Here is a 20,579-nt window from a genome sequence, read left to right on the forward strand (position 1 = left end):
CACAGCATGGTGGCCGGGCTCCAGCAGGCCCCGTTGGCGGAGTTGGGGGAGCCCAGCGTGGCCGGGGCGTTGACGGTGTTGTTGCGCATCTCTAAGGCTGAGGCGCATCGGCGGGTGGCCGAAGCGCGGGAGTTGACGCCGCGGCGCGCGATGACCGGGGAGACACTCGAGCCGGTGCTGGCCCACACCGCCGCGGCGGTGGCCCAGGGTCGGGTGGGTGCTGAGCATGTGCGGGTGATCCGGCGGTTCTTTGACAAGCAGGTGCCGGCCTCGACGCCGTTTGACGTGCGCGAGGCCGCCGAAGCGCAGCTGGCGCAGTTGGCCACCAAGCACACCCCTGAGGAATTGCGCGCGGCCACCCAGCGGCTGGCGGCCTATTTGAACCCCGATGGGGATTTCACCGAGGAGCTGCGCGCAGCGCAGCGCTGGGTGCGGCTGGGTCGCCAGCGCCTTGATGGGATGAGTGAGCTACGCGGACTGCTTGATCCGGCCACCCGGGCGGCGTTGGAAGCAGTGCTGGCGGTGTGGGCGGCTCCTGGTCGGTGCAATCCCGCCGACGAAACCGAGGGCGAGGACGGTCAGCGGTCTGCGGATCAGGAGCCCTCGGCCGAGGCAGTCCGTGCCGATCGACGCACCGTGGGGCAGCGCAACCACGACGCGCTCGGGGCGATGTGTCGGGCGCTGCTGGCGTCCGGACAACTCGGTTCGCATAACGGGTTGCCGGCCACCATTTTGATCAAGGCCAAGCTCACAGAGCTCGAATCGGGCACCGGCCACGGGCTCACCGGCGGGGGGTCGCTGCTGCCGATGAGCGAGGTGATCAAACAGGCCTCCTCGGCGCACCATTATCTGGCGATCTTCGATGACCACACCGAAGAAATTCTGTACTTGGGGCGGGCTAACCGTTTGGCGTCCAAGGCCCAGCGGCTGGCGCTGTTTGCCCGCGATGGCGGCTGCACCCGGCCCGGCTGCACCGCCCCGGCATACCACTGCCAGGTCCATCATGGGCACAACGATTGGGCCGCTGGCGGCCAGACCAACATCGACGAGCTGACTTTGGCCTGTGGCCCCGACAATCGGCGGGTCAAACCCGGCGGCTGGCGCACCTACAAACGCAAAGACGGGCGCACCGCATGGCGTCCTCCACCCCAACTCGACACCGGCCAAGCCCGCGTCAACAACTACCACCACCCCAACCGCTACCTCATCCCCGACGACGGAGACGACGAGGACGACCAAGGAGCCCCCGAAGACAGCGCAGAGTGCCCCGACAGCGACGACCACAGCGCAGACAGTCCCGACAGCGACGACGGCGACGATCAGGGCTGAGGGTGAATTAGCCTGCCGCACAGCACTTCGCACGTGTGTGGGCGAGTCGGGCGCGCTTTCACACGATGGCTACTGCCGACGGGCACGGTCGCAGAACGGCTCCGCATACACCGAAGGGGGCCGCATCGCTGCGGCCCCCTTTCGAACGTGGTCAGGGCTGTTTGGCGTACCGGAGCAGGAATGCGGCCGCGACATACCCCGCGGCGACACCGATCACGAGCCACAGCACGAGCGGCATCACCAGCGACACCGGTGACCATCCGATGCTGGAGAACGTCGCAGCCGTGTAGAAGAGCCAGAGCACGCGGTAGAGCGACCAGAGCGCAGTCAGCCCCGCAGAGATTCCGATCACCAGGCTGTACGTCCGGTCGACGCGACCGACCTGCTCTTCGACGCGGGCGGGCACGATATTCATTGCTGTTCCTTTTCGTCATCACGTCGCCGGGATGGCTTCGTCGTGACTGAAGTACAGCCGGGGACCGGGGCTACCGATCCCAACAAGTTCAACCCGCGGCGAGTATCGCCGACAGCAAGACAAACGCCGACATCCCGATCGCGATGCCCACCCAGATCGCCGCGCTGATTCGGTCCGTATATGCATACGGATCATGGCTCATGGCACATCTGTGCCCACGGAGATCCAGCGCAAACCTCGTCGTCAAAGATCGCAGAACCAGCGGCCTTCAAGGCGCAGGACAGCGACCTCTACGAAGGCAGGACTGTGCTCGCCGTTACGCTGCCCGTCGACGTTGGGCGAACGAGAAGCGGTCGATGGCAGGGGATGGTCGAGATGGGTGTGTACGTAGTCACCGGGGCCGCATCCGGCATGGGTAAGCAAGCCGCGACCAAGCTGAGGGCACAGGGGCACACGGTCATCGCTGTCGACGTCAAAGAAGGCGACATCGAGGCCGACCTGTCGACTGCCGAGGGGCGACAGACCGCCGCCGATCAGGTGCTCGCCAGGTCGAACCGACTGGACGGTGCCGTGTTGGCCGCAGGAATCGGGCCGACGCCCGGCAAGGACAGCACGCGGCGGATATTCGAGGTCAACTATCGCGGCGTTGTCGACCTGCTGCAGGCGTGGCGCCCCGCTCTGGCCGCCACTGATCGAGCCAAAGTCGTGGTGATCGGCAGCAACTCGACGACCACCACCCCCGCGGTGCCGCGACGCACAGTGCGTGCGCTCTTGGACGGCGATACCGACAAAGCGGTGCGCTCCCTGAAGCTGCTCGGCCCTGCCGCGCCGTCGCTCGGCTATGCCGCCTCCAAAATCGCGGTCTCCCACTGGGTCCGGCGCACCGCGGTGACACCACAGTGGGCGGGCACGGGCATCCGGCTCAACGCCCTCGCCCCCGGTGCGATCATGACGCCGCTGTTGGAAAAGCAACTGGCCACACCGCGCGAGGCCAAGGCGGTCAACGCTTTCCCGGTGCCTGTCGGAGGTTTCGGAGATCCCGCCCAGCTCGCCGACTGGATGCTGTTCATGCTGTCAGACTCCGCCGACTTCCTCTGCGGCAGCATCATTTTCGTCGACGGCGGTTCGGACGCCTACTTCCGGTCGCGGGACTGGCCGAAATCCGTGCCCGCTCGGCGGCTGCCGTCGTACCTGTGGCGGTTCCAGAGGTTCAACGCCACCAAGTCCAGATAGCCGCACGAAAGTCAGAACTTGGCTACGGCGCCGGCGTCAACGGGTAACGCCGCTCCGGTGATGTACTGCGATTCGTCAGACGCGAGAAACAACACGGCGTTGCTCACTGCGCGTGCTTCGATTACCGGTTCCGGCAGCATGTGGAAGTGTCCGATGACCTGCGTGGCGTCCTCCATCGTCGGATCGGTGAGGTCGGGCCGGACCGTGCGTCGGAAGTGGTCGTTGTCGATCATCGGTGTCAGGATGTTGCCGGGGTGAATCGAGTTGACCCTGATCCATTGCGGTGCAAGCTCATTGGCCAGCGAGTTCATCAACCCAACGACAGCGTGCTTGGCCGACGCGTAGTGGGCCATGTAGCCGCCGCCGCGAAGCCCCAACATCGAACTAACCAGGATGATCGAGCCACCGCCGTTGGTCATGTGCGGCAGTGCGGCTTTCACGGTGTGCCAGACGCCGGTCACGTTGATGTCGAACAGCGTCTGCCACGCGGATTCCCGGATCATCGCGGCGGGCGCTGGATCGGCGCTGATGCCGGCGTTGGCGACGACGATGTCGAGCGGTCCGAGTTCACCGACCCCGCGTTCGAGAGCCGTCTGAAGGCTCGCGAGGTCGCGCACATCCGCCTTGGCGGTCACTATGCGGCGGCCCGACTTCTCGACCAGCGCTGCCGTGTCGGCGAGGTCTGCCTCCGTGGGACCGGGATATCCGGCGGCCTCGATGTCGTCGCACACGTCGACGGCGATGACGTCGGCACCCTCCTCGGCGAGCCGGACCGCGTGTTCGCGCCCCTGACCGCGCGCAGCACCGGTGATGAACGCGACCTTGCCGGCAACCCGGCCGACCCTGTTCTCTGTCATTGCGGCCTTTCGCCGACACGGAAGTAGCGGTCAGTCAAACGGTAGCGCCGAGGGGTGTTGATTCGATGCTTCGCGGAGGTGGTCGGCAACGCCGCTGAGGTCAGACCCGGGCGGCGGGGCGCTCGATTCGCTCGAGTTCGGCACGTGCCTGCCGCTCGACGAACAACGGGATGAAGTCGCGGATGGGACGACCCGCGAAGCGGGCATGCTGTTCGCGGACCAGGCTCGTCACCGCATCCGCCGGAACGCTTGGATAAGACCCCGCCAGACGGTCGGCGATCTGATCCAGGATCTGTTGCTCACTCAACTCGATCACGAGCTAGAGCTTGCTCTTAGGACGGCTAACCGGTCAAGGTCGCAACTGGATGAAATCCCTCACGCACCGTCGTACCTTGAGCCCGTGAGCGCCCCTACGTGTGCCGGATGACGAAGTTCACCACGGCCTCGGCGAAGGCGTCGTTGCGATCTCCGGCCACCATGTGTCCGGCGCCGCCGACATCGACGAAGTCGACGTCGGGGAAGCGGCCGAGGAACTCCCGGGCGCGCTCTTCGGTCACGAGGTCGCTCATCTGCCCGCGCACGAGCAGCATCGGAACGCCGTTGCGCAGAATCGTGTCGACCGCGGCGTGCATCCGGTCCACTTCGGTCACTTCGATCGGCGGCAACGCGGCGGTGCCGTCGATGAACTTCGGATCCCAGTGCCAGTACCAGCGACCGTCGCGTTCGCGCAGGTTCGTCTTCAAGCCGTTGAGGTCGGCCGACCTTGGCCGATGGGGGTTGTACTGCTGGATCGTGTCGGCGACCTCGTCGAGCGATGCGAAGCCCGAGGTCATCTTTTCGGCCATGAAGTCGTGGATGCGTGACGCGCCGGACTGGTTCATATCCGGCACGATGTCGACGAGGACGATTGCGCGCACCGTACCGGGCGCGAGTTCACCGGCGAGCAGCATCGCGGTGAACCCACCAAGGGAAGCGCCGACGATGACGGGCCGGTCGGGGAGTTCGCCGAGCACTTCGAGCACGTCCCCGGCGAACGTGGTGACGCGATAGTCGCCGTCGGCCGACCAGTCGGACTCGCCGTGTCCGCGGAAGTCGACGGTGACGGCCTGCCACCCGCGTTCGGCGACCGCTGCCGCCGCTCGGCCCCATGACCGCCGGGTTTGCCCGCCCCCGTGCAAGAACACCACAGCCGGTGCGGCCGGATCGCCGATGCGGTCTGCGACGATCGTCACGCCGTCGTTAGCAGAGACACGAAACACATTGGGAGCTAAGGTCATCGGCAGGCCCCGACGATGACGGTCCGAGTGATCGCCTCGGCCCGGCTCCGGCGAAACGACCGCCCCTCGGTGAGGATCGCGTAGACGATCCCGCCGACGATGGCGTCAGCCGCCGCCTGCGATGTGGCGTCGTCGATCCCGTCGGCCGACAACCGCGCTCTGACGCCCTCGTGCAGTGGGTCGCTGAAGCCCGCCTGCATGCGTGACTTGGTGTCCTCGTGCTCCATTCCCGCGACGGTGAGGATGCGCAGCATGGCGTTGCCGCGCTCGCCCGTCAGCGTGGCCGCGAGGCGGGCCGACCATCGGCTCAGGTCGGCCACGAGGTCGTCGGTGTGTCCGACGGGGCGCAGAATCTTGTCCGCATCCTCGAGCAGCACATCGGCGACCAGCGCCGGGCGGCTCGGCCACCACCGGTAAATCGTCTGCTTGCCGACACCGGCGCGCGCCGCGACCGCCTCGATGCTCAGCCCGTCGAACCCGCGCTGGAGCAGCAGCTCCTTGGTGGCCGAAATGATCGCCGTTCGAGACCGCTCGCTGCGGCGGCGGGGCGCCTTCGCCTCGGTGACCATCGGTTGACTCCGCATCTGACGGGGGCCGGCTTTACAGATGGTGACAGCACTGCATAATCTTTGGCAAGACGAGACGTTGCGTCTCGTGAGAGTGGAGGGGTACGCGATTGGCCAGCCACCGGTGACGCCCACGAAGCTCGTCATCGGCGCCAGCGGCTTCTTGGGTTCCCACGTCACCAAGCAACTGGTCGCCCGCGGCGACGACGTGCGCGTGCTGCTCCGTCCGACCAGTTCCACCCGCGGCATCGACGGCTTGCCGGTCGACATCCGGCGCGGCGACATCTTCGATGCGGACGGCGTGCGTTCCGCGATGCTTGGATGCGATGTCGTGTACTACTGCGTCGTCGACGCGCGTCCGTGGCTGCTCGACCCCGCGCCGATGTGGCGCACCAACGTCGACGGCTTACAAGCCGTGCTGGATGTCGCCGTCGACGCGGGACTGCATCGCTTCGTGTTCACCAGTTCGATCGCCACCATCGGCCGCTCCAACGACGGCCCCGTCGACGAGACCACCTCCCACAACTGGCTCGACATCGGCGGCGACTACGTCCGCAGCCGGGTGCAGGCCGAGCAGATGGTGCTGCGCTACAGCGCCGAGAAGGGTCTTCCCTCCGTCGCGATGTGCGTCTCGAACACCTACGGGCCGGGGGATTGGCTGCCGACCCCGCACGGGGCGCTGCTGTCGGCGGCCGTGCGCGGCAAGCTGCCGTTCTACATCGACGGCTTCGAGAGCGAGACCGTCGGCATCGAGGATGCCGCGCGAGCCATGATCCTCGCGGGTGATCGCGGCCGGATCGGGGAGCGCTACATCGTCTCCGAGCGGTGGATGACCTCGCGAGAGATTTTCGAAGCCGGTTGTGGCGCAGTGGGAGTCGATCCCCCACGACGCGGCGTCCCGATCGCATTGATGACGGCCGCGAGCTACCCGAGCAGCTGGATCGCCCGGCTCCGCGGCCGGGACACCTTGTTGACACCGTTGAACATCCGGCTGATGAACATCATGTCTCCCATGGACCACTCGAAGGCGGTACGCGAGTTGGGCTGGGAGCCGTCGCCGACACCCGACGCGATCGTGGCGGCCGCGCATTTCTTCCGAACATCACGCCGGTCCGGCAGGGAGTCCGCGTGAGCCTGGCGCTGAGCCCCGAACAAAGGGAACTCAGCGAGTCGGTCGCGCAGTTCGCGGCGCGGCGCGCCCCGGTGTCGGCCACCCGCGAATCTTTCGACATGCTTGCGCAGGGCCATCTGCCGCCATGGTGGAAGGAGTTTGTCGCCAACGGATTTCACGCCGTGCACTTGCCCGAGAACTACGGCGGTCAGGGCGGCGCCCTCCTCGACGCCGCCTGTGTGCTCGAGGCGGCGGGCAGGACATCGCTGCCCGGGCCGCTGCTTCCGACCGTGGCGGCGGGGGCGGTCGCCCTGATGGCCGAACCGACCCCTTCGGCCGCAGCGTTGCTGACCCGCCTCGCGGGCGGCGATGCGGCCGCGCTGGCCTTGCCCGGCGACTCGACATTCACTGCCCGCGACGACGGCCACCGGTGGTCGATCGACGGCGACTCGGACCTGATCGCGGGGATTTGCGCGGCGACAACGGCTTTGGTCTGTGCCGTCAGCGACCGCGGCGACCACATCTGGCTCGCCATCGATACGACTCATCCCTCGGCGGCCGTCGAATCCGTGCGCGGCACCGACCTGTTGACCGACCTCGGCAGGTTGCGTCTCACCGACTATCCGGTCGAGAAGACCGACGTTCTCAACGGTATCGACGCCCAGCGGGCCGAGTACCTTGCCACCGCGCTGACAGCGAGCCTGGCCGCCGGCATCACGCAGTGGTGTGTGGAAGCCGCCACCGCGCATCTGCGCACGCGCGAACAGTTCGGCAAGCTCATCGGCACGTTCCAAGCACTGCAGCACAGCGCCGCAATGCTTCTGGTCAACAGCGAGCTGGCCAGCGCGGCGACCTGGGACGCGGTGCGCGCGGCGTCCGAACCGATCGAGCAACACGCGATGGCCGCGGCCGGCGCTGCGCTGATGGCGGTCGCGCCGTGCCCGGACCTTGCCCTGGACACGCTGACGATGTTCGGCGCCATCGGGTTCACCTGGGAACACGATCTGCACCTCTACTGGCGGCGGGCTACCAGCCTGTCCGCGTCGATCGGGGACAGGAATCGCTGGGCCAAGCGGTTGGGTGAACTGACCACCGTTGGCGAACGCGATTTCTCGGTCGACCTCGGTGATGCCGAATCCGCGTTCCGGGCCCGGATCGCCGAAACCCTCGAGCAGGCCGCGGTGCTGAGCAACGACGGCCCGGGCCGCCAAGGCGACTACGAGCACTTCGCCACGGGCGCGCAGCGCACCGCCATCGCCGATGCGGGATTGATCGCCCCACACTGGCCGCCGCCGTGGGGAATCGCCGCCAGCCCGCTGCAACAACTGATCATCGACGAGGAGTTCGGCAAGCGGCCCTCGGTGGTACGACCGTCGCTGGGAATCGCCGAGTGGATCCTGCCCTCACTGATCAAGGCCGGCTCGAAAAAGCTGCAGCAGCAGCTCATCACGCCCACCCAGCGCGGCGAACTGGCGTGGTGCCAGTTGTTCAGCGAGCCGGGTGCGGGCTCGGATCTCGCCGCGTTGGCCACGCGGGCGACCAAGGTCGACGGCGGATGGCGAATCCACGGGCACAAGATCTGGACCTCGTCGGCGCACCGCGCCGACTACGGAGCGCTACTTGCCCGGACCGATCCGGCGGCCCCGAAGCACCGTGGGATCGGCTACTTCATCATCGACATGCGCTCACCCGGGATCGAAGTCCAGCCGATCAAGCAGGCCAGCGGGGAACAGGAGTTCAACGAGGTCTTCCTCGACGACGTTTTCGTTCCCGACGAGATGCTGCTCGGCGAGCCGACCGGGGGGTGGGCGCTGGCGATCGCCACCATGGCCGAAGAGCGTTCTGCCATCAGTGGTTACGTGCAGTACGACCGGGCCGCACCACTGCGTCGAAGCGCCGCCGCGCCCGGCGGGGCGCACGAAGACACGCTGCGTGAACTCGGGGAGCTCGACGCCTACGCCAACGCGATCAAAGCACTCGGCGTGCGCGAGACCATCCGGCTGCTCGACGGGCAGGCTTCGGGCGCGGCGTCTAGCATCGCCAAGGTCGCGATGAACGTGCTTCTCCGACGCACGTTCCCGGCAACCCTCGGTTCGGCGGGCCGATCGGCGATGGCGGCAGGTTCCGACGTCGTCCAGCCGTATCTGCGAGTGCCCGCCGAGCTCATCGGTGGCGGCACCAAGGAGATTCAGCTCAACATCATCGCCCAGATGATCCTCGGGCTTCCGCGCAAGTGATCAACTGAAAAAGGACGCCCATGGGACTACGTGGTGAAGCCGCGATCGTCGGCTACGTCGAACTGCCGCCCGAGCGGTTGAACAAGGCGACCCCGGCACCGTTCACCCTCGAGCAGTGGGCGGAGCTGGCATCGGCTGCGCTGCAGGACGCCGGGCTCTCAGGGGAGCTCGTCAACGGCATCGTCACCTCGCACCTGGCCGAGTCGGAGATCTTCGTACCGTCGACGATCGCCGAATACCTGGGAGTGCGAGCGAACTTCGCCGAGCTTGTCGACCTCGGCGGGGCGAGCGCGGCGGCGATGGTGTGGCGGGCGGCGGCGGCGGTCGAGCTCGGCTTGTGCGACGTGGTGCTGTGCGCGCTGCCGGCGCGCTACATCACGCCGATGTCGGAGAAGAAGCCGAAGCCGTTGGTGGACGCCGTGTTCTTCGGTTCGTCGAGCAATCAGTACGGTTCGCCGCAGGCGGAATTCGAGATCCCGTACGGCAACCTGGGACAGAACGGGCCGTATGGTCAGGTGGCCACCCGCTACGGAGCGGTTTACGGCTACGACGAGCGAGCGATGGCCAAGATCGTCGTCGATCAGCGCGTCAACGCAAATCACACCGAAGGCGCGGTGTGGAAGGACAAACCACTCACCGTCGACGACGTGCTGGGCAGCCCGATCATCGCCGACCCGTTGCACATGCTCGAGATCGTGATGCCGTGTGTGGGCGGCGCAGCGGTGGTCGTCGCGAGCGCAGACATCGCCAAGCGGGCGCGGAACAGGCCGGTGTGGATCAAGGGCTTCGGCGAGCACGTCCCGTTCAAGACTCCCACGTACGCGGCCGATCTCCTGCACACCCCGATGGCGGAGGCCGCCGCAACCGCATTCGGCATGACCGATCTGACCCGCACCGATATGGACATGGTTTCGATCTACGACTGCTACACGATCACCGTGCTGCTGTCACTGGAGGACGCCGGGTTCTGCGAGAAGGGCAAGGGCATGCAGTTCGTCGCCGACCACGACCTCACGTTCCGCGGTGACTTCCCCCTCAACACCGCCGGGGGCCAACTCGGTTTCGGCCAGGCCGGTCTCGCGGGCGGAATGCACCACGTCTGCGATGCCACGCGCCAGATCATGGGCAGGGCCGACGCCGCACAGGTGCCCGATTGCAACCGCGCGTTCGTGTCCGGTAACGGCGGAATCCTGTCCGAACAGACCGCCCTGATCCTCGAGGGAGACTGACCTGTGACCACCTTCGAGCGGCCCATGCCGGTGAAAACCCCGACCACCGCGCCCTTTTGGGATGCGCTGGCCCAGCACCGCATCCTGATCCAGTACTCGCCGTCCTCGGATGCGTACGTGTTCTATCCGAGGGTGCGAGCGCCGCGGACCCTTGCCGACGACCTCCAGTGGCGCGAGATCTCCGGAATGGGCACGTTGTACTCGTACACGGTGGCGCGCCGGCCCGTCGGACCGCACTTCGCCGATGCGGTGCCTCAGCTGCTGGCGATCGTCGAATGGGATGAGGGACCGCGGTTCTCCACCGAGCTGGTCGACGTCGACCCCGGCGACCTGAAAGTCGGGATGCGCGTCAAACCCGTGTTCTTCGACTACCCCGAGCACGACGTGACGATGCTGCGCTACACACCGGCATAGTCGCTCAGCGCCGCAGCGGGGCCAGCAGCGCTTCGAGGCCGTAGGTGAACACCGCGTCGTAGTCGGTGGGTGACTGCAGCGCCTGAACGAGGGCACGGTCGGGCCAGTCATCGGTCCACAGCGACGGGTCTTCCTCGTCGTGCTTCTCGCCGCGCACGGCCGAAAACTGCATGACCGCAGACGAAATGACATGCACCTCCACCGCGCGCAGCACCAGGGCAGCGTCCTGGCCCGTCACCCCGAGCTCGGCGAGTTGGGCCGCCAGCGCCTGCTGAACCGGCAGGAACAACCGCGGTGTCTGGTCGCGCTCGTGGGCGATGGCGAGCAGATGTTGTCTGCTGATGAGGGCCCGCCGTTGAGCGTGCGCGAGTGATGCGATGCGGTCGACCGCGGTGTCGCCCTCGGTGGGCAGATGTGCCATCTCGTCGAGCAGCCGGTCCACGAGATTGTCTAACAGCGTGTCGCGGCCGCCGACGTGCCAGTAGATCGACGTCACCGCCACGCCGAGCCGTTCGGCCAACCCGCGCATGGTGAGGCCGTTCACCCCGTGCAGTTCGATCATCCTGGCGGCGGCGTCGAGGATGCTGTCGGAGTTGATCGACTCCCTACTGCCGCTCAACCGGTTCACCCCCGGTCATCCGTTCGGGCTCGGGCAGGTCGAGGTAGCGCTCCAGATTGCGGTGCATGTTGATCACGCGGCGCTCCTCGTTGGACAGCGTCAGATGCTTCAAGCCCGGCTGGTGCAGGCCCCGCTGTAAACCGGCCAACACCGAGATGTCCTGGGTGAGAACCAGTCCGGGGTGGGCTTCGTCGGCGTTCATCCGCACGTCGACGGGCTTGGCACGTGGCGCGCCTGGCGCCATCCGTGTCCACAGCAGCATCACCAACTCACCGCGGTCCGGATCGGCTCCCGGATGCGACGTCATCACCGTCAGGTGGTCGGCATTCATCAGCAGCGTCATGTTCGGGAAAACGTTGTACTGGTGCAGTCGCATGATCTGCTCGGTGTCCGCCCATTGCAGGTCGACACCGCGGGAGGCGGCGAATGCGCGGGTGCGGGCGGCGATGACATCGGCGACCGTCGCGCCGGGTTCGCGGTCGTCGGGCAGCGGGGTGCCTTCCTCGACGCCCATCAATGCGCCCTGCGTGCACACATACGCGTCCCACACGTCGTCGTCGCTGACCGACTGTTTCAAGTGCGGGCTCGGCACCCCGTACAGCTGTTCGGATTTGCCCGTGTGTCCCCAGATCGTCTGTGGGGCGTAGACATCGTCCATGCAGCGATGCAACTCAGGGTGCAGGGTTTGAATGTGGTAGGTCTCGCTGTAGCCGTCGGCGATCGTCTTCCAGTTGGCGTCGACCTCGATCGTCATCGTGGCGTAGCAGCGGAAGTCGGCCAGCCTGCACCATTTGACGTCGGCGGGCATCGCCTCCAGGTAGTCGAGCAGCGGCATTGCGTCGACGTCGAGGTTGACGAACACCAGCCGCTCCCAGGTGTCGACCGCGACCGGGGCCAACGGGAGCTCGGACATGTGCAGTGCGCCGAAGCCCTTGCGGTTGGGCACTCGCCGCAGTGATCCGGCGAGATCCCACGTCCAGCCGTGGTATCCGCATCGCAGTTCGCGTAGCCCCGAGCCCGCGCCGGAGCACAGTGAGTTGCCGCGGTGCCGGCATACGTTCTGAAATGCCCGCAGAACACCGTCGTCCCCGCACACGACCAGCACAGAGTATGGGCCGCACCGATATTCGAAGTAGTCGCCGGGCTCGGCGACGTGATCGATGGTGCAGGCCAGCTGCCACACCTTCGGCCACATACGTTCGATCTCGAGCGCGGCGAATGCGGGGGAGTAGTACCGCTCGGCGGGCACCAGGGTGGGCCGCGCGGGTGGTGTGCCGATCGCGTCTTCGCGTCGGACTTGTTGGGCTGTGTGCGTCACGAACGGTCCTTTCCGAAGTCGCCGCGAAGCCTCTGTAACGGTGTTACAGTGCCCGACACTAGCGGCTGACATCCGGATGCGGAGGAGTAATCGTGTTCGACCTCAAAATCACCGGCGGAACCGTCGTCGACGGCACAGGAGCGGACCGGTTCACCGCCGACATCGGCATCAGGGACGGCAAGATCATCGAAGTCCGTCGCCGCGGGCCCGGCGACGCTCCGCTCGCTGGCGAGGCCGCCGAGACAATCGATGCCACCGGCAAAGTCGTTGCACCCGGCTTCGTCGACATCCACACCCACTACGACGGGCAGGTCAGCTGGGACAGCTTGCTCGAGCCCTCCAGCGGCCACGGGGTGACCACCGTGGTGACCGGCAACTGCGGCGTCGGGTTCGCACCGGTGCGGCCAGGCCACGAGGAATGGCTGATCGGCTTGATGGAGGGCGTCGAGGACATCCCGGGCACCGCGCTCACCGAGGGCATCTCGTGGGGGTGGGAGAGTTATCCCGAATATCTCGATGTCGTCGAAAAGCAGGACTTCGCCATCGATGTGGGCAGCCAGATCGCGCACGGCGCGGTGCGCGCGTATGCGATGGGGGAGCGCGGAGCCCGCAACGAGCCCGCCTCACCGGAGGACATCGCGGCGATGGCCCGCCTGGTGCAGCAGGGCATCGAGGCCGGTGCGCTGGGTTTCTCGACGTCGCGCACGCTGGGGCACCGGGCCATCGACGGTGAACCGGTTCCGGGCACCTTCGCCGCCGAGGACGAACTGTTCGGTCTCGGCCGCGCGATGGCCGCGGGCGGGCGCGCCGTGTTCGAGCTGGCGCCGCAGGGGGTGGCAGGCGAGGACATCATCGCGCCCAAGAAGGAACTGGAATGGATGCAGCGTCTCGCCGCCGAGATCGACCGACCCATCTCGTTCGGGATGATCCAGGTCGATGCGGCGCCCGACCTGTGGCGCGAACAGCTCGACATCTCGGCCGAGGCCCATGCATCAGGCAGTGAACTCTATCCGCAGATCGCTGCGCGCCCGTTCGGGATGCTGTTCGGCTTCCCGGGCCATCACGCCTTCACCCACCGGCCGACGTTCCGCAAGCTGAAAGCCGAATGCAGCCGCGAAGAGTTGGCCGCGCGCCTAGCGGACCCGGCGGTCAAGGCCGCGATCCTGGCCGAGGAGGACTTGCCGCCGGACCCGAATGTGTTGTTCGACAACATGTTCGCGCTCGTGCAGTACTCGCTGGGCCGCATCTATGCGCTGGGCGATCCGCCCGACTACGAACCGACCGTCGAACGCACCGTGGAGAAGATCGCCAGCGACCGCGGTGAGGATCCGCTGGCCACGTTGTACGACCTCATGCTCGAGGACGACGCGACGGCCATGTTGATGCTGCCGTTCTACAACTACTTCTACGGCAACCACGACGCCATCCGGGAGATGCTGCTGCATCCGGCGGGTGTGGTCGGACTGTCCGACGGGGGCGCACACTGCGGCATGATCTGTGACGCGTCGTATCCCACCTTCCTGCTCACGCACTGGGCGCGGGACCGTCACCGCGGGGACAAACTTCCGCTGGAGTACGTGGTGCGCAAGCAATCCCACGACACCGCGCAGCTGTTCGGGCTGGGCGATCGCGGCGTCATCGAGGTGGGAAAGAAGGCCGACGTCAATGTCATCGACATGGATGCGCTGACTCTGCATCCCGCGCGGATGGCCTACGACCTGCCCGCCGGGGGACAGCGGTTGGTGCAGGGCGCCTCCGGTTACACCGCGACGATCGTCAGCGGCGTGGTGACGCGCCGCGACGGCGTCGACACGGGCGCCCGGCCGGGGCGCCTTGTGCGCGGCGCTCGCTGATCCCGGGTTAGCCGGAGACGAGAGACGGCCCCCTCGTTGCCGAGGGGGCCGTCATCGTCGTACCTACTTAGTTGCTGCCGGAACCGCTGCTCGAGCCGGAACCGCTGCCCGAGCCGGAGCCGCTGCCCGAGCCGGAGCCCGTGCTGCCGGAGCCCGTGCTGCCATCCGAACCGGTGCCGGTGGTGCCGGTGTTGCTGCTCGAGCCGGTGGTGCCGGTCGAGCCGGTGGTGCTGGTGCCCGTGCTGCCATCCGAACCGGTGGTGCTGCCCGTGCCAGTGCCGGTGTTGCTGCTCGAGCCGGTGCTGCCGGTCGAGCCGGTGCTGCCGGTCGAACCGGTGCTGCCGGAACCGGTGGTGCTACCCGTGCTGCCGCTCCGGCTGGTGCTGATGCCCGAGGTGTTGCTGCCGGTGTTGGTGTTCGAGCCCGTAGTGCTCTCGGCGTCGGTGTTGCTGTCGCCGGCATCCTCACCAGCGTCTGAGCCTTCCTCGGCGCCGGTATTCACCTCGGTGCTCTCCTCGCCGGTGCCTTCGCCTTCTCCGGTGCCTTCGCCCGTGCCTTCGCCTTCTCCGGTGCCTTCGCCCGTGCCTTCGCCTTCTCCGGTGCCTTCGCCCGTGCCCTCGCCGGTGCCTTCGCCCGTGCCTTCCTCGGTGCCTTCGCCCGTGCTCTCGTCGGTGCCTTCACCTTCGCCGGCACCTTCGTCTTCACCCTCGCCGTCGTTGAGGAGGCTGAGTGCGATGGTGTCACCACCGAAGCTGAACTCGCCCGGGCCACCCGGCGCGCTCAGGGTCGACGCAGCGGGAACCGGAGGCGCGATCGCGTTGGCGATCTGGCTGGGCAATGTGACCGCGAGATAGGTGAACAGACCACGGTCGAGCAGACCCTGCCACTCCGAGGGGGAGGCGGCCGGCTGGAACCCATTGACCAGAGCGCTGAGCGCCAGCACCGGAAGGTTCACCAAATTGGTGACGGCGTCCGTGATGTTGCCTGCGGCCAACGCTTCGCGTGTGGCGTCGAAGATCTCAGTCGACTGCACGATCGAGCCGACGATCGGTTCGAAAATCGCCTTGGTGAGCGCGAATTCAGACACGACATCGAGCAGTGCGGGCAGCTTCTCGGCGCCGGGCAGCGCGCCCACGAACTGCGCGGGAATGGAGAGGATCGGAATCAGCGGCCGCATCCCGCCCAGGAACCTGAGCACGAACCAGCCGTTGACCTTGGAGAAGGCCTCGAAGAACTGGCCCTGCGACAGGTAGGTCAGTGATTCGCTGATCACACCGGGAAGCTGTTCAGCCGCCAGCCTCATCGCCTCGATGGTCCCCGAGATCGCCGTCTCGATGGTGGGACCGAAGTTCGAGTTGAAGTTGATGAACTGGTCCAGCAGAGGACCCGGGTTCAAGGTGTTCTGGATCAGGACGTTGGCGGTCTCGCGGAAGATGTAGCCGGTGCTCAGCTGCCTCAAGAGGTTCTCCGTCGCGCCGGCGGAGTCTCCGGTCAGCGTCTCCAGACTTCCGAACGTGTCGGCGATGGCCTGTCCCCACACGAGGAGCGGATTGCTGGCCGCCGTGAGCTGGACCGCGGCGTGCGCGACGCGCTCCTGGACGTCCTGAACAGTGGGCATCGGAGGGGCTACCGGGCTGACCGCGATCACGCTGGCGCTTGCCATTGCGACGCCAGCAACCAACAGCTTGGAGTTGCGCCGACTCGATGGCGAGTAACTGGGTGGGAGGTCCTGAACCGGCGGACCGGCCTGAACTGCTAGTTGCACGTTTTCTCCTGTTGTGCCTGTGAATTTGCCAAATGGCAGCTGAAGATTAGCTGAGCCTATCCTAAGAGGCAAGTGATTCGTACCACTAAATAGGGTGAACTATGCTGGCCGACCTTGCGCAGTCACAGACGCGTCATAACTCGGCATATCGCAGATGAAGCACGGTACTTGCGCATGCACGCAGTGATCGTAAGGAAACTTACACGAGAGTCAGCCGCCGTCCAGAGCTACCTCTCCGGAGGCGCCGTGACCTGCGCCACATCCCAGCAATCGTCTGCTGACGGCCGGGGGAGAAGTTGCTGAGATATCGCCTTCCAGGTCGCCAGGGTTTCTGGCGAGCGGAGCGCAAGGACTTCGCCCGATCCGCATCCTTCCGCGCAAGTGCTCATGGTGGGCAAAGAGCTTGGCCCGAGCTTCTGCCGTCAACCGGCTCGACTGCGGGCGTTGCGGGGGCCCTGCCTCCGCAACGCCGCCGACCCACCCAAGCAAACCGGTGACGCCGCGTCCTCCGGGAAACCAGCCACGAGCTGGTCTTCAACGATTGACAGCCGATAGTTCGACGGGCTAGATATACGACACGCACGGTGGACAGGGTCATGGGGACACGGTCGGCCTGCGACACGCGCGCCACCGAAGGGTCATGGGATGACCGCAATTCGACCAGCCCGCAGTCCGTCCGGAACGCAGGCCGAACGATCGCGCATTGCCCATGCCATCCGGGTGCTCTCGGTGCCGATCATCATCGGCTGGGTAGTGCTGACCGCGGTGACCAACGTGTTCGTCCCGTCGTTGGAGAAGGTCGGCGAGGCCAACACCGTCTCGATGAACGCCCACGACGCACCGGCTTTCATCGCGATGCAGCGCATCGGCGCGAACTTCCAGGAGTTCGACTCCGACAGCAACGCGATGGTCATTCTGGAGGGCGACAAACCGCTCGGCGCACAAGCACACCGCTACTACGACGAGTTGATCCAGAGGTTCCGCGCCGACCCGGAACACGTCGAGCACGTCGCCGATTTCTGGAGCGACCCGCTGACCGCAGCGGGGGCGCAGAGCGCCGACGGCAAGTCGGCGTACGTGCAGATCTATCTGCGCGGGAACATCGGCGAGACGATCGCGAACGAATCGATCCAAGCGGTTCGCGACATCATCGCGGAAGTCCCTGCCCCGCAGGGAATCAGGGCGTACGTCACCGGCGGAGCGGCGTTGAACGCCGACCAGCGCGTCGCCGGTGACAAGGGAGCCGTCAAAGCAACTGTCGCAACGCTGATCGTCATCGCGGTGATGCTGTTGTTCGTCTACCGCTCGATCGCCACCATGGTGCTGATCCTGTTCATGGTGTTCGTCGAACTCGGCGCCTCCCGTGGCATCGTCGCTTTCCTCGGTGACACTGGACTCATCGGGCTCTCGACATTCGCCACCAGCCTGCTGACCCTGATCGCCATCGCCGCGGGAACCGACTACGCGATCTTCCTGATCGGCCGATATCAAGAGGCCCGCCAGGCCGGTGAGGACAAGGAAACCGCTTACTACACAATGTTTCACGGCACTGCCCACGTGGTGCTGGGATCCGGTCTGACCATCGCCGGCGCCTTGTTGTGCCTGAAGTTCACCAGGCTGCCGTGGTTCCAGACCATGGCGGTGCCGTGCGCGGTGGGCGTTCTCGTCGCGGTGATCGCCGCCTTGACGTTGGGTCCGGCTGTCACCGTCGTAGGTAGCCGGTTCGGATTATTCGAACCGAAGCGGCCGATCAACTCCCGTAGATGGCGACGGGTCGGCGTCGTGGTCGTGCGATGGCCGGGGCCGGTTCTGGTCGCGACCTGCGCCCTGTCACTGGTCGGGTTGCTGGCGCTGAACGGATACAAGGTCGACTACGACGGGCGGCACTTCCTTCCCGCCGACACCCCGTCGAACATCGGATACGGCGTCGCCGACCGGCATTTCGACGCCGCCCGGATGAACCCCGAGCTGATGATGGTCGAGAGCGACCACGATCTACGCAACTCGGCCGACTTCCTGGTGATCGACAAGATCGCCAAGGGGGTCTTTCGCGTACCCGGCATCGCTCGCGTGCAGACCATCACCCGGCCGCAGGGTAAGCCGATCGAGCACACCACTATCCCGTTTCTGCTCAGCATGCAGGGCACGACCAACCAGCTCAATCAGAAGTACCTGCAGGACCGGATGGCTGACATGTTGGTCCAGGCCGACGAGATGCAGACGACCATCGACCAGATGGAAAAGATGGCAAGCCTGATGCAGCAGATGGCCGACACCACTCACAGCATGGTGCGAAAGACCAAGGAGATGACGGTTGACGTTGCCGAACTGCGGGACCACATCGCCGATTTCGACGACTTCTTCCGACCGATCCGCAATTACTTCTACTGGGAACCGCACTGCTTCAACATTCCGATCTGCTGGTCGCTGCGCTCGATCTTCGACACCCTCGACGGCATCGACACGCTGACCGATGACATCGAGCACCTCGTGCCCGATCTCGAACACCTCGACAGCCTGATGCCTCAGCTGATCCTGCTGCTACCGCAGCAGATCGAAACCATGAAGACGATGAAGACGATGATGTTGACCATGCACTCCTCGCAGAAGGGTCTGCAGGATCAGATGGCCGCGATGCAGGAGAACTCGCACGCCATGGGCGACGCGTTCGATGCGTCGATGAACGACGACTCGTTCTATTTGCCGCCAGAAGCGTTCGAGAACAAGGACTTCCAGCGTGGCATGGACAACTTCATTTCACCGGACGGTAGGTCGGTGCGCTTCATCATCGAGCATGAGGGCGATCCCGCCACCCCAGAGGGCATCGACCACATCGACGCGATCAAGCTCGCGGCCAAGGAAGCCATCAAGGGCACTCCGTTGGAGGGGTCCACCGTCTACCTCGGCGGAACCGCGGCAACGTACAAGGACATGCGCGACGGCTCCAACTACGACCTGATGATCGCCGGTTTGTCCGCTGCGGCGTTGATCTTCATCATCATGCTGATCATCACGCGGGCGGTGGTAGCCGCAGCGGTGATCGTCGGAACGGTTCTGCTTTCGCTGGGCACGTCGTTCGGACTGTCTGTGCTCGTCTGGCAGCACCTGCTGGGCATCAAGCTGCACTGGATCGTGTTGGTGATGTCGGTGATCCTGTTGTTGGCCGTCGGCTCGGATTACAACCTGCTGCTGGTTTCCCGGTTCAAGGAGGAACTGCACCACGGGTTCAAAATCGCGATCATCCGTGCGATGGCCGGTTCGGGCAAGGTCGTCACTTCGGCGGGCCTGGTGTTCGCCGCGACGATGGCCTCGTTCGTCGTCGGCGATCTGCGCAGCATCGCCCAGGTCGGCAGCACGATCGCGTTGGGTCTGCTGTTCGACACCCTCATCGTGCGCGCGTTCATGACGCCGTCCATCGCCGCACTGCTCGGCCGTTGGTTCTGGTGGCCGCAGAGGGTGCTCACCCCGGCATCGCAGCGCAGGATGGCCGCCGTGTTCCCGGAGCGGGCGACGGTGGGAACCAGCATCCGCGGCCGAGCAGAACCGGAGTTATAGAGCTTTCCGAACGCGCTCCTTCTTCGGGGTCTGTGGTGCCATGATGGGCAGATGTCGAACCCCGACGTGGCGGACAGCCCCCTACCGTCTGCCTCGGCTTGGGCTATTGCGGATCGCAATGTCGGCACGTTCCGGTTCTGGTTCGTCGGGCAGCGCTGGGAGTGGTCGGACGAAGTGGCGCGGATGCACGGGTACGAACCCGGCACCGTCGTGCCGACAACCGAACTGCTGCTTTCGCACAAACATCCCGACGACCGACAGCACGTCCAGGACCTACTCGACCACGCCCTGCACCTGGGTGGCTCGTTCTCCAGCCGTCACCGGTTCATCGACACCGCGGGCAGGTTGCATACAGTCATCGTGATCGGCGACCGGATGCTCGACGACAAGGGTGCGGTGCTCGGTACCGAGGGCTACTACATCGACCTGACCGACACGTTCGCCCAGACCCGCCGTCAAGCGTTGAGCGAGTCGCTGCCCGAGCTGTTCGAGGCCCGAGCGGCGATCGAGCAAGCCAAGGGCGCCCTGATGCTCGTCTATTGCATCGACGCCGAAGCCGCATTCGAGTTGCTGATGTGGCGCTCACAGCACACCAACACGAAGTTGCGCTCCCTGGCCGCGCAGATCGTCGCCGAACTCGGCACGATCGATCCCCAGCGTGACGACCTGCGAAGGCAGTTCGACCATCTGCTGCTCACCGCGCACACCCGCGCCGAGTAGGTGATCGAGGGCCGTGGATGCGCGTGGTAACTGAAGTCGTCGCCGCCGGGGTATCACCAAGGCATGACGGATCAGACGCGC

Annotated in this window: 17 protein-coding genes; 9 read left to right on the forward strand and 8 right to left on the reverse strand. The window is 66.0% G+C overall.

Annotated features, from left to right (window positions below):
* Window positions 1-1,329, forward strand: a 1,329-nt coding sequence (locus tag CEX87_RS25710; protein ID WP_094289708.1) for an HNH endonuclease signature motif containing protein, incomplete at its 5' end; no start/stop codon positions are given.
* Between the two features lie 151 nt (window positions 1,330-1,480).
* On the opposite strand, the gene CEX87_RS25715 is transcribed toward CEX87_RS25710, so the two are convergent.
* Entirely contained in the window at window positions 1,481-1,744 is a 264-nt protein-coding gene (locus tag CEX87_RS25715) for a hypothetical protein (protein ID WP_094289710.1), read from the reverse strand.
* Between the two features lie 375 nt (window positions 1,745-2,119).
* Here CEX87_RS25715 and CEX87_RS25720 point away from each other — a divergent pair, with 375 nt between their 5' ends.
* Window positions 2,120-2,977: an SDR family oxidoreductase gene (locus tag CEX87_RS25720; RefSeq protein WP_094289732.1), complete on the forward strand. Its 858-nt coding sequence runs from the start codon at window positions 2,120-2,122 to the stop codon at window positions 2,975-2,977.
* Between the two features lie 11 nt (window positions 2,978-2,988).
* On the opposite strand, the gene CEX87_RS25725 is transcribed toward CEX87_RS25720, so the two are convergent.
* From CEX87_RS25725 to CEX87_RS25740, 4 genes are all read right to left on the reverse strand, one after another.
* On the reverse strand, window positions 2,989-3,834 hold the full coding sequence (locus CEX87_RS25725) for a mycofactocin-coupled SDR family oxidoreductase (protein WP_094289712.1): 846 nt from the start codon (window positions 3,832-3,834) through the stop codon (window positions 2,989-2,991).
* Between the two features lie 100 nt (window positions 3,835-3,934).
* Complete coding sequence (locus CEX87_RS25730; RefSeq protein WP_064398919.1) at window positions 3,935-4,150, reverse strand: three-helix bundle dimerization domain-containing protein; 216 nt, start codon at window positions 4,148-4,150, stop codon at window positions 3,935-3,937.
* A 94-nt stretch (window positions 4,151-4,244) separates the two neighbouring features.
* Window positions 4,245-5,111 (reverse strand): alpha/beta fold hydrolase, encoded by an 867-nt coding sequence (locus tag CEX87_RS25735; RefSeq protein WP_094289714.1) that lies wholly within the window; start codon window positions 5,109-5,111, stop codon window positions 4,245-4,247.
* Window positions 5,108-5,680: a TetR/AcrR family transcriptional regulator gene (locus CEX87_RS25740; protein ID WP_094289716.1), complete on the reverse strand. Its 573-nt coding sequence runs from the start codon at window positions 5,678-5,680 to the stop codon at window positions 5,108-5,110. The genes CEX87_RS25735 and CEX87_RS25740 overlap by 4 nt, the downstream gene beginning before the upstream one ends.
* A gap of 121 nt (window positions 5,681-5,801) precedes the next feature.
* Between CEX87_RS25740 and CEX87_RS25745 the strand changes: the two genes are divergently transcribed.
* Genes CEX87_RS25745 through CEX87_RS25760 form a run of 4 tightly spaced genes read left to right on the forward strand, consistent with a single transcriptional unit; the run spans window position 5,802 to window position 10,668 of the window.
* Complete coding sequence (locus CEX87_RS25745) at window positions 5,802-6,809, forward strand: NAD-dependent epimerase/dehydratase family protein (RefSeq protein ID WP_094289718.1); 1,008 nt, start codon at window positions 5,802-5,804, stop codon at window positions 6,807-6,809.
* Window positions 6,806-9,025, forward strand: a complete 2,220-nt coding sequence (locus CEX87_RS25750; RefSeq protein ID WP_094289720.1) for an acyl-CoA dehydrogenase — start codon at window positions 6,806-6,808, stop codon at window positions 9,023-9,025. The genes CEX87_RS25745 and CEX87_RS25750 overlap by 4 nt, the downstream gene beginning before the upstream one ends.
* Before the next feature lie 20 nt (window positions 9,026-9,045).
* Window positions 9,046-10,254: a thiolase family protein gene (locus tag CEX87_RS25755; protein WP_064398910.1), complete on the forward strand. Its 1,209-nt coding sequence runs from the start codon at window positions 9,046-9,048 to the stop codon at window positions 10,252-10,254.
* Window positions 10,255-10,257: 3 nt separating this feature from the next.
* Window positions 10,258-10,668, forward strand: coding sequence for a Zn-ribbon domain-containing OB-fold protein (locus CEX87_RS25760; protein ID WP_064425781.1), 411 nt, complete (start codon window positions 10,258-10,260; stop codon window positions 10,666-10,668).
* Between the two features lie 4 nt (window positions 10,669-10,672).
* On the opposite strand, the gene CEX87_RS25765 is transcribed toward CEX87_RS25760, so the two are convergent.
* Entirely contained in the window at window positions 10,673-11,287 is a 615-nt protein-coding gene (locus CEX87_RS25765) for a TetR family transcriptional regulator (RefSeq protein WP_094289734.1), read from the reverse strand.
* A complete protein-coding gene (locus CEX87_RS25770) occupies window positions 11,274-12,605 on the reverse strand; it encodes an aromatic ring-hydroxylating oxygenase subunit alpha (RefSeq protein ID WP_233151526.1) in 1,332 nt (443 codons plus the stop codon). The genes CEX87_RS25765 and CEX87_RS25770 overlap by 14 nt, the downstream gene beginning before the upstream one ends.
* Window positions 12,606-12,697: 92 nt before the next feature.
* Between CEX87_RS25770 and CEX87_RS25775 the strand changes: the two genes are divergently transcribed.
* Entirely contained in the window at window positions 12,698-14,458 is a 1,761-nt protein-coding gene (locus CEX87_RS25775; protein WP_094289724.1) for an N-acyl-D-amino-acid deacylase family protein, read from the forward strand.
* A 67-nt stretch (window positions 14,459-14,525) separates the two neighbouring features.
* On the opposite strand, the gene CEX87_RS27790 is transcribed toward CEX87_RS25775, so the two are convergent.
* A complete protein-coding gene (locus CEX87_RS27790) occupies window positions 14,526-16,106 on the reverse strand; it encodes a hypothetical protein (RefSeq protein ID WP_233151527.1) in 1,581 nt (526 codons plus the stop codon).
* Between the two features lie 762 nt (window positions 16,107-16,868).
* Here CEX87_RS27790 and CEX87_RS25785 point away from each other — a divergent pair.
* Window positions 16,869-19,778 carry an MMPL/RND family transporter gene (locus CEX87_RS25785; protein WP_094289726.1) on the forward strand — a complete coding sequence of 970 codons (2,910 nt, stop codon included), beginning with the start codon at window positions 16,869-16,871 and terminating at the stop codon, window positions 19,776-19,778.
* Window positions 19,779-19,829: 51 nt separating this feature from the next.
* Window positions 19,830-20,498 (forward strand): PAS and ANTAR domain-containing protein, encoded by a 669-nt coding sequence (locus CEX87_RS25790; protein ID WP_083997604.1) that lies wholly within the window; start codon window positions 19,830-19,832, stop codon window positions 20,496-20,498.
* Window positions 20,499-20,579 lie beyond the last annotated feature (81 nt).

Source organism: Mycobacterium lehmannii (assembly GCF_002245535.1).
GTDB classification, from domain to species: domain Bacteria; phylum Actinomycetota; class Actinomycetes; order Mycobacteriales; family Mycobacteriaceae; genus Mycobacterium; species Mycobacterium lehmannii.

What these genes read in the sequence shown, in the direction of transcription:
- CEX87_RS25715 (WP_094289710.1), bottom strand. Translation starts at nt 1,744, where the DNA reads ATGAATATCGTGCCCGCCCGCGTCGAAGAGCAGGTCGGTCGCGTCGAC.
- CEX87_RS25720 (WP_094289732.1), top strand. Translation starts at nt 2,120, where the DNA reads ATGGGTGTGTACGTAGTCACCGGGGCCGCATCCGGCATGGGTAAGCAA.
- CEX87_RS25725 (WP_094289712.1), bottom strand. Translation starts at nt 3,834, where the DNA reads ATGACAGAGAACAGGGTCGGCCGGGTTGCCGGCAAGGTCGCGTTCATC.
- CEX87_RS25735 (WP_094289714.1), bottom strand. Translation starts at nt 5,111, where the DNA reads ATGACCTTAGCTCCCAATGTGTTTCGTGTCTCTGCTAACGACGGCGTG.
- CEX87_RS25740 (WP_094289716.1), bottom strand. Translation starts at nt 5,680, where the DNA reads ATGGTCACCGAGGCGAAGGCGCCCCGCCGCCGCAGCGAGCGGTCTCGA.
- CEX87_RS25755 (WP_064398910.1), top strand. Translation starts at nt 9,046, where the DNA reads ATGGGACTACGTGGTGAAGCCGCGATCGTCGGCTACGTCGAACTGCCG.
- CEX87_RS25785 (WP_094289726.1), top strand. Translation starts at nt 16,869, where the DNA reads ATGACCGCAATTCGACCAGCCCGCAGTCCGTCCGGAACGCAGGCCGAA.
- CEX87_RS25790 (WP_083997604.1), top strand. Translation starts at nt 19,830, where the DNA reads ATGTCGAACCCCGACGTGGCGGACAGCCCCCTACCGTCTGCCTCGGCT.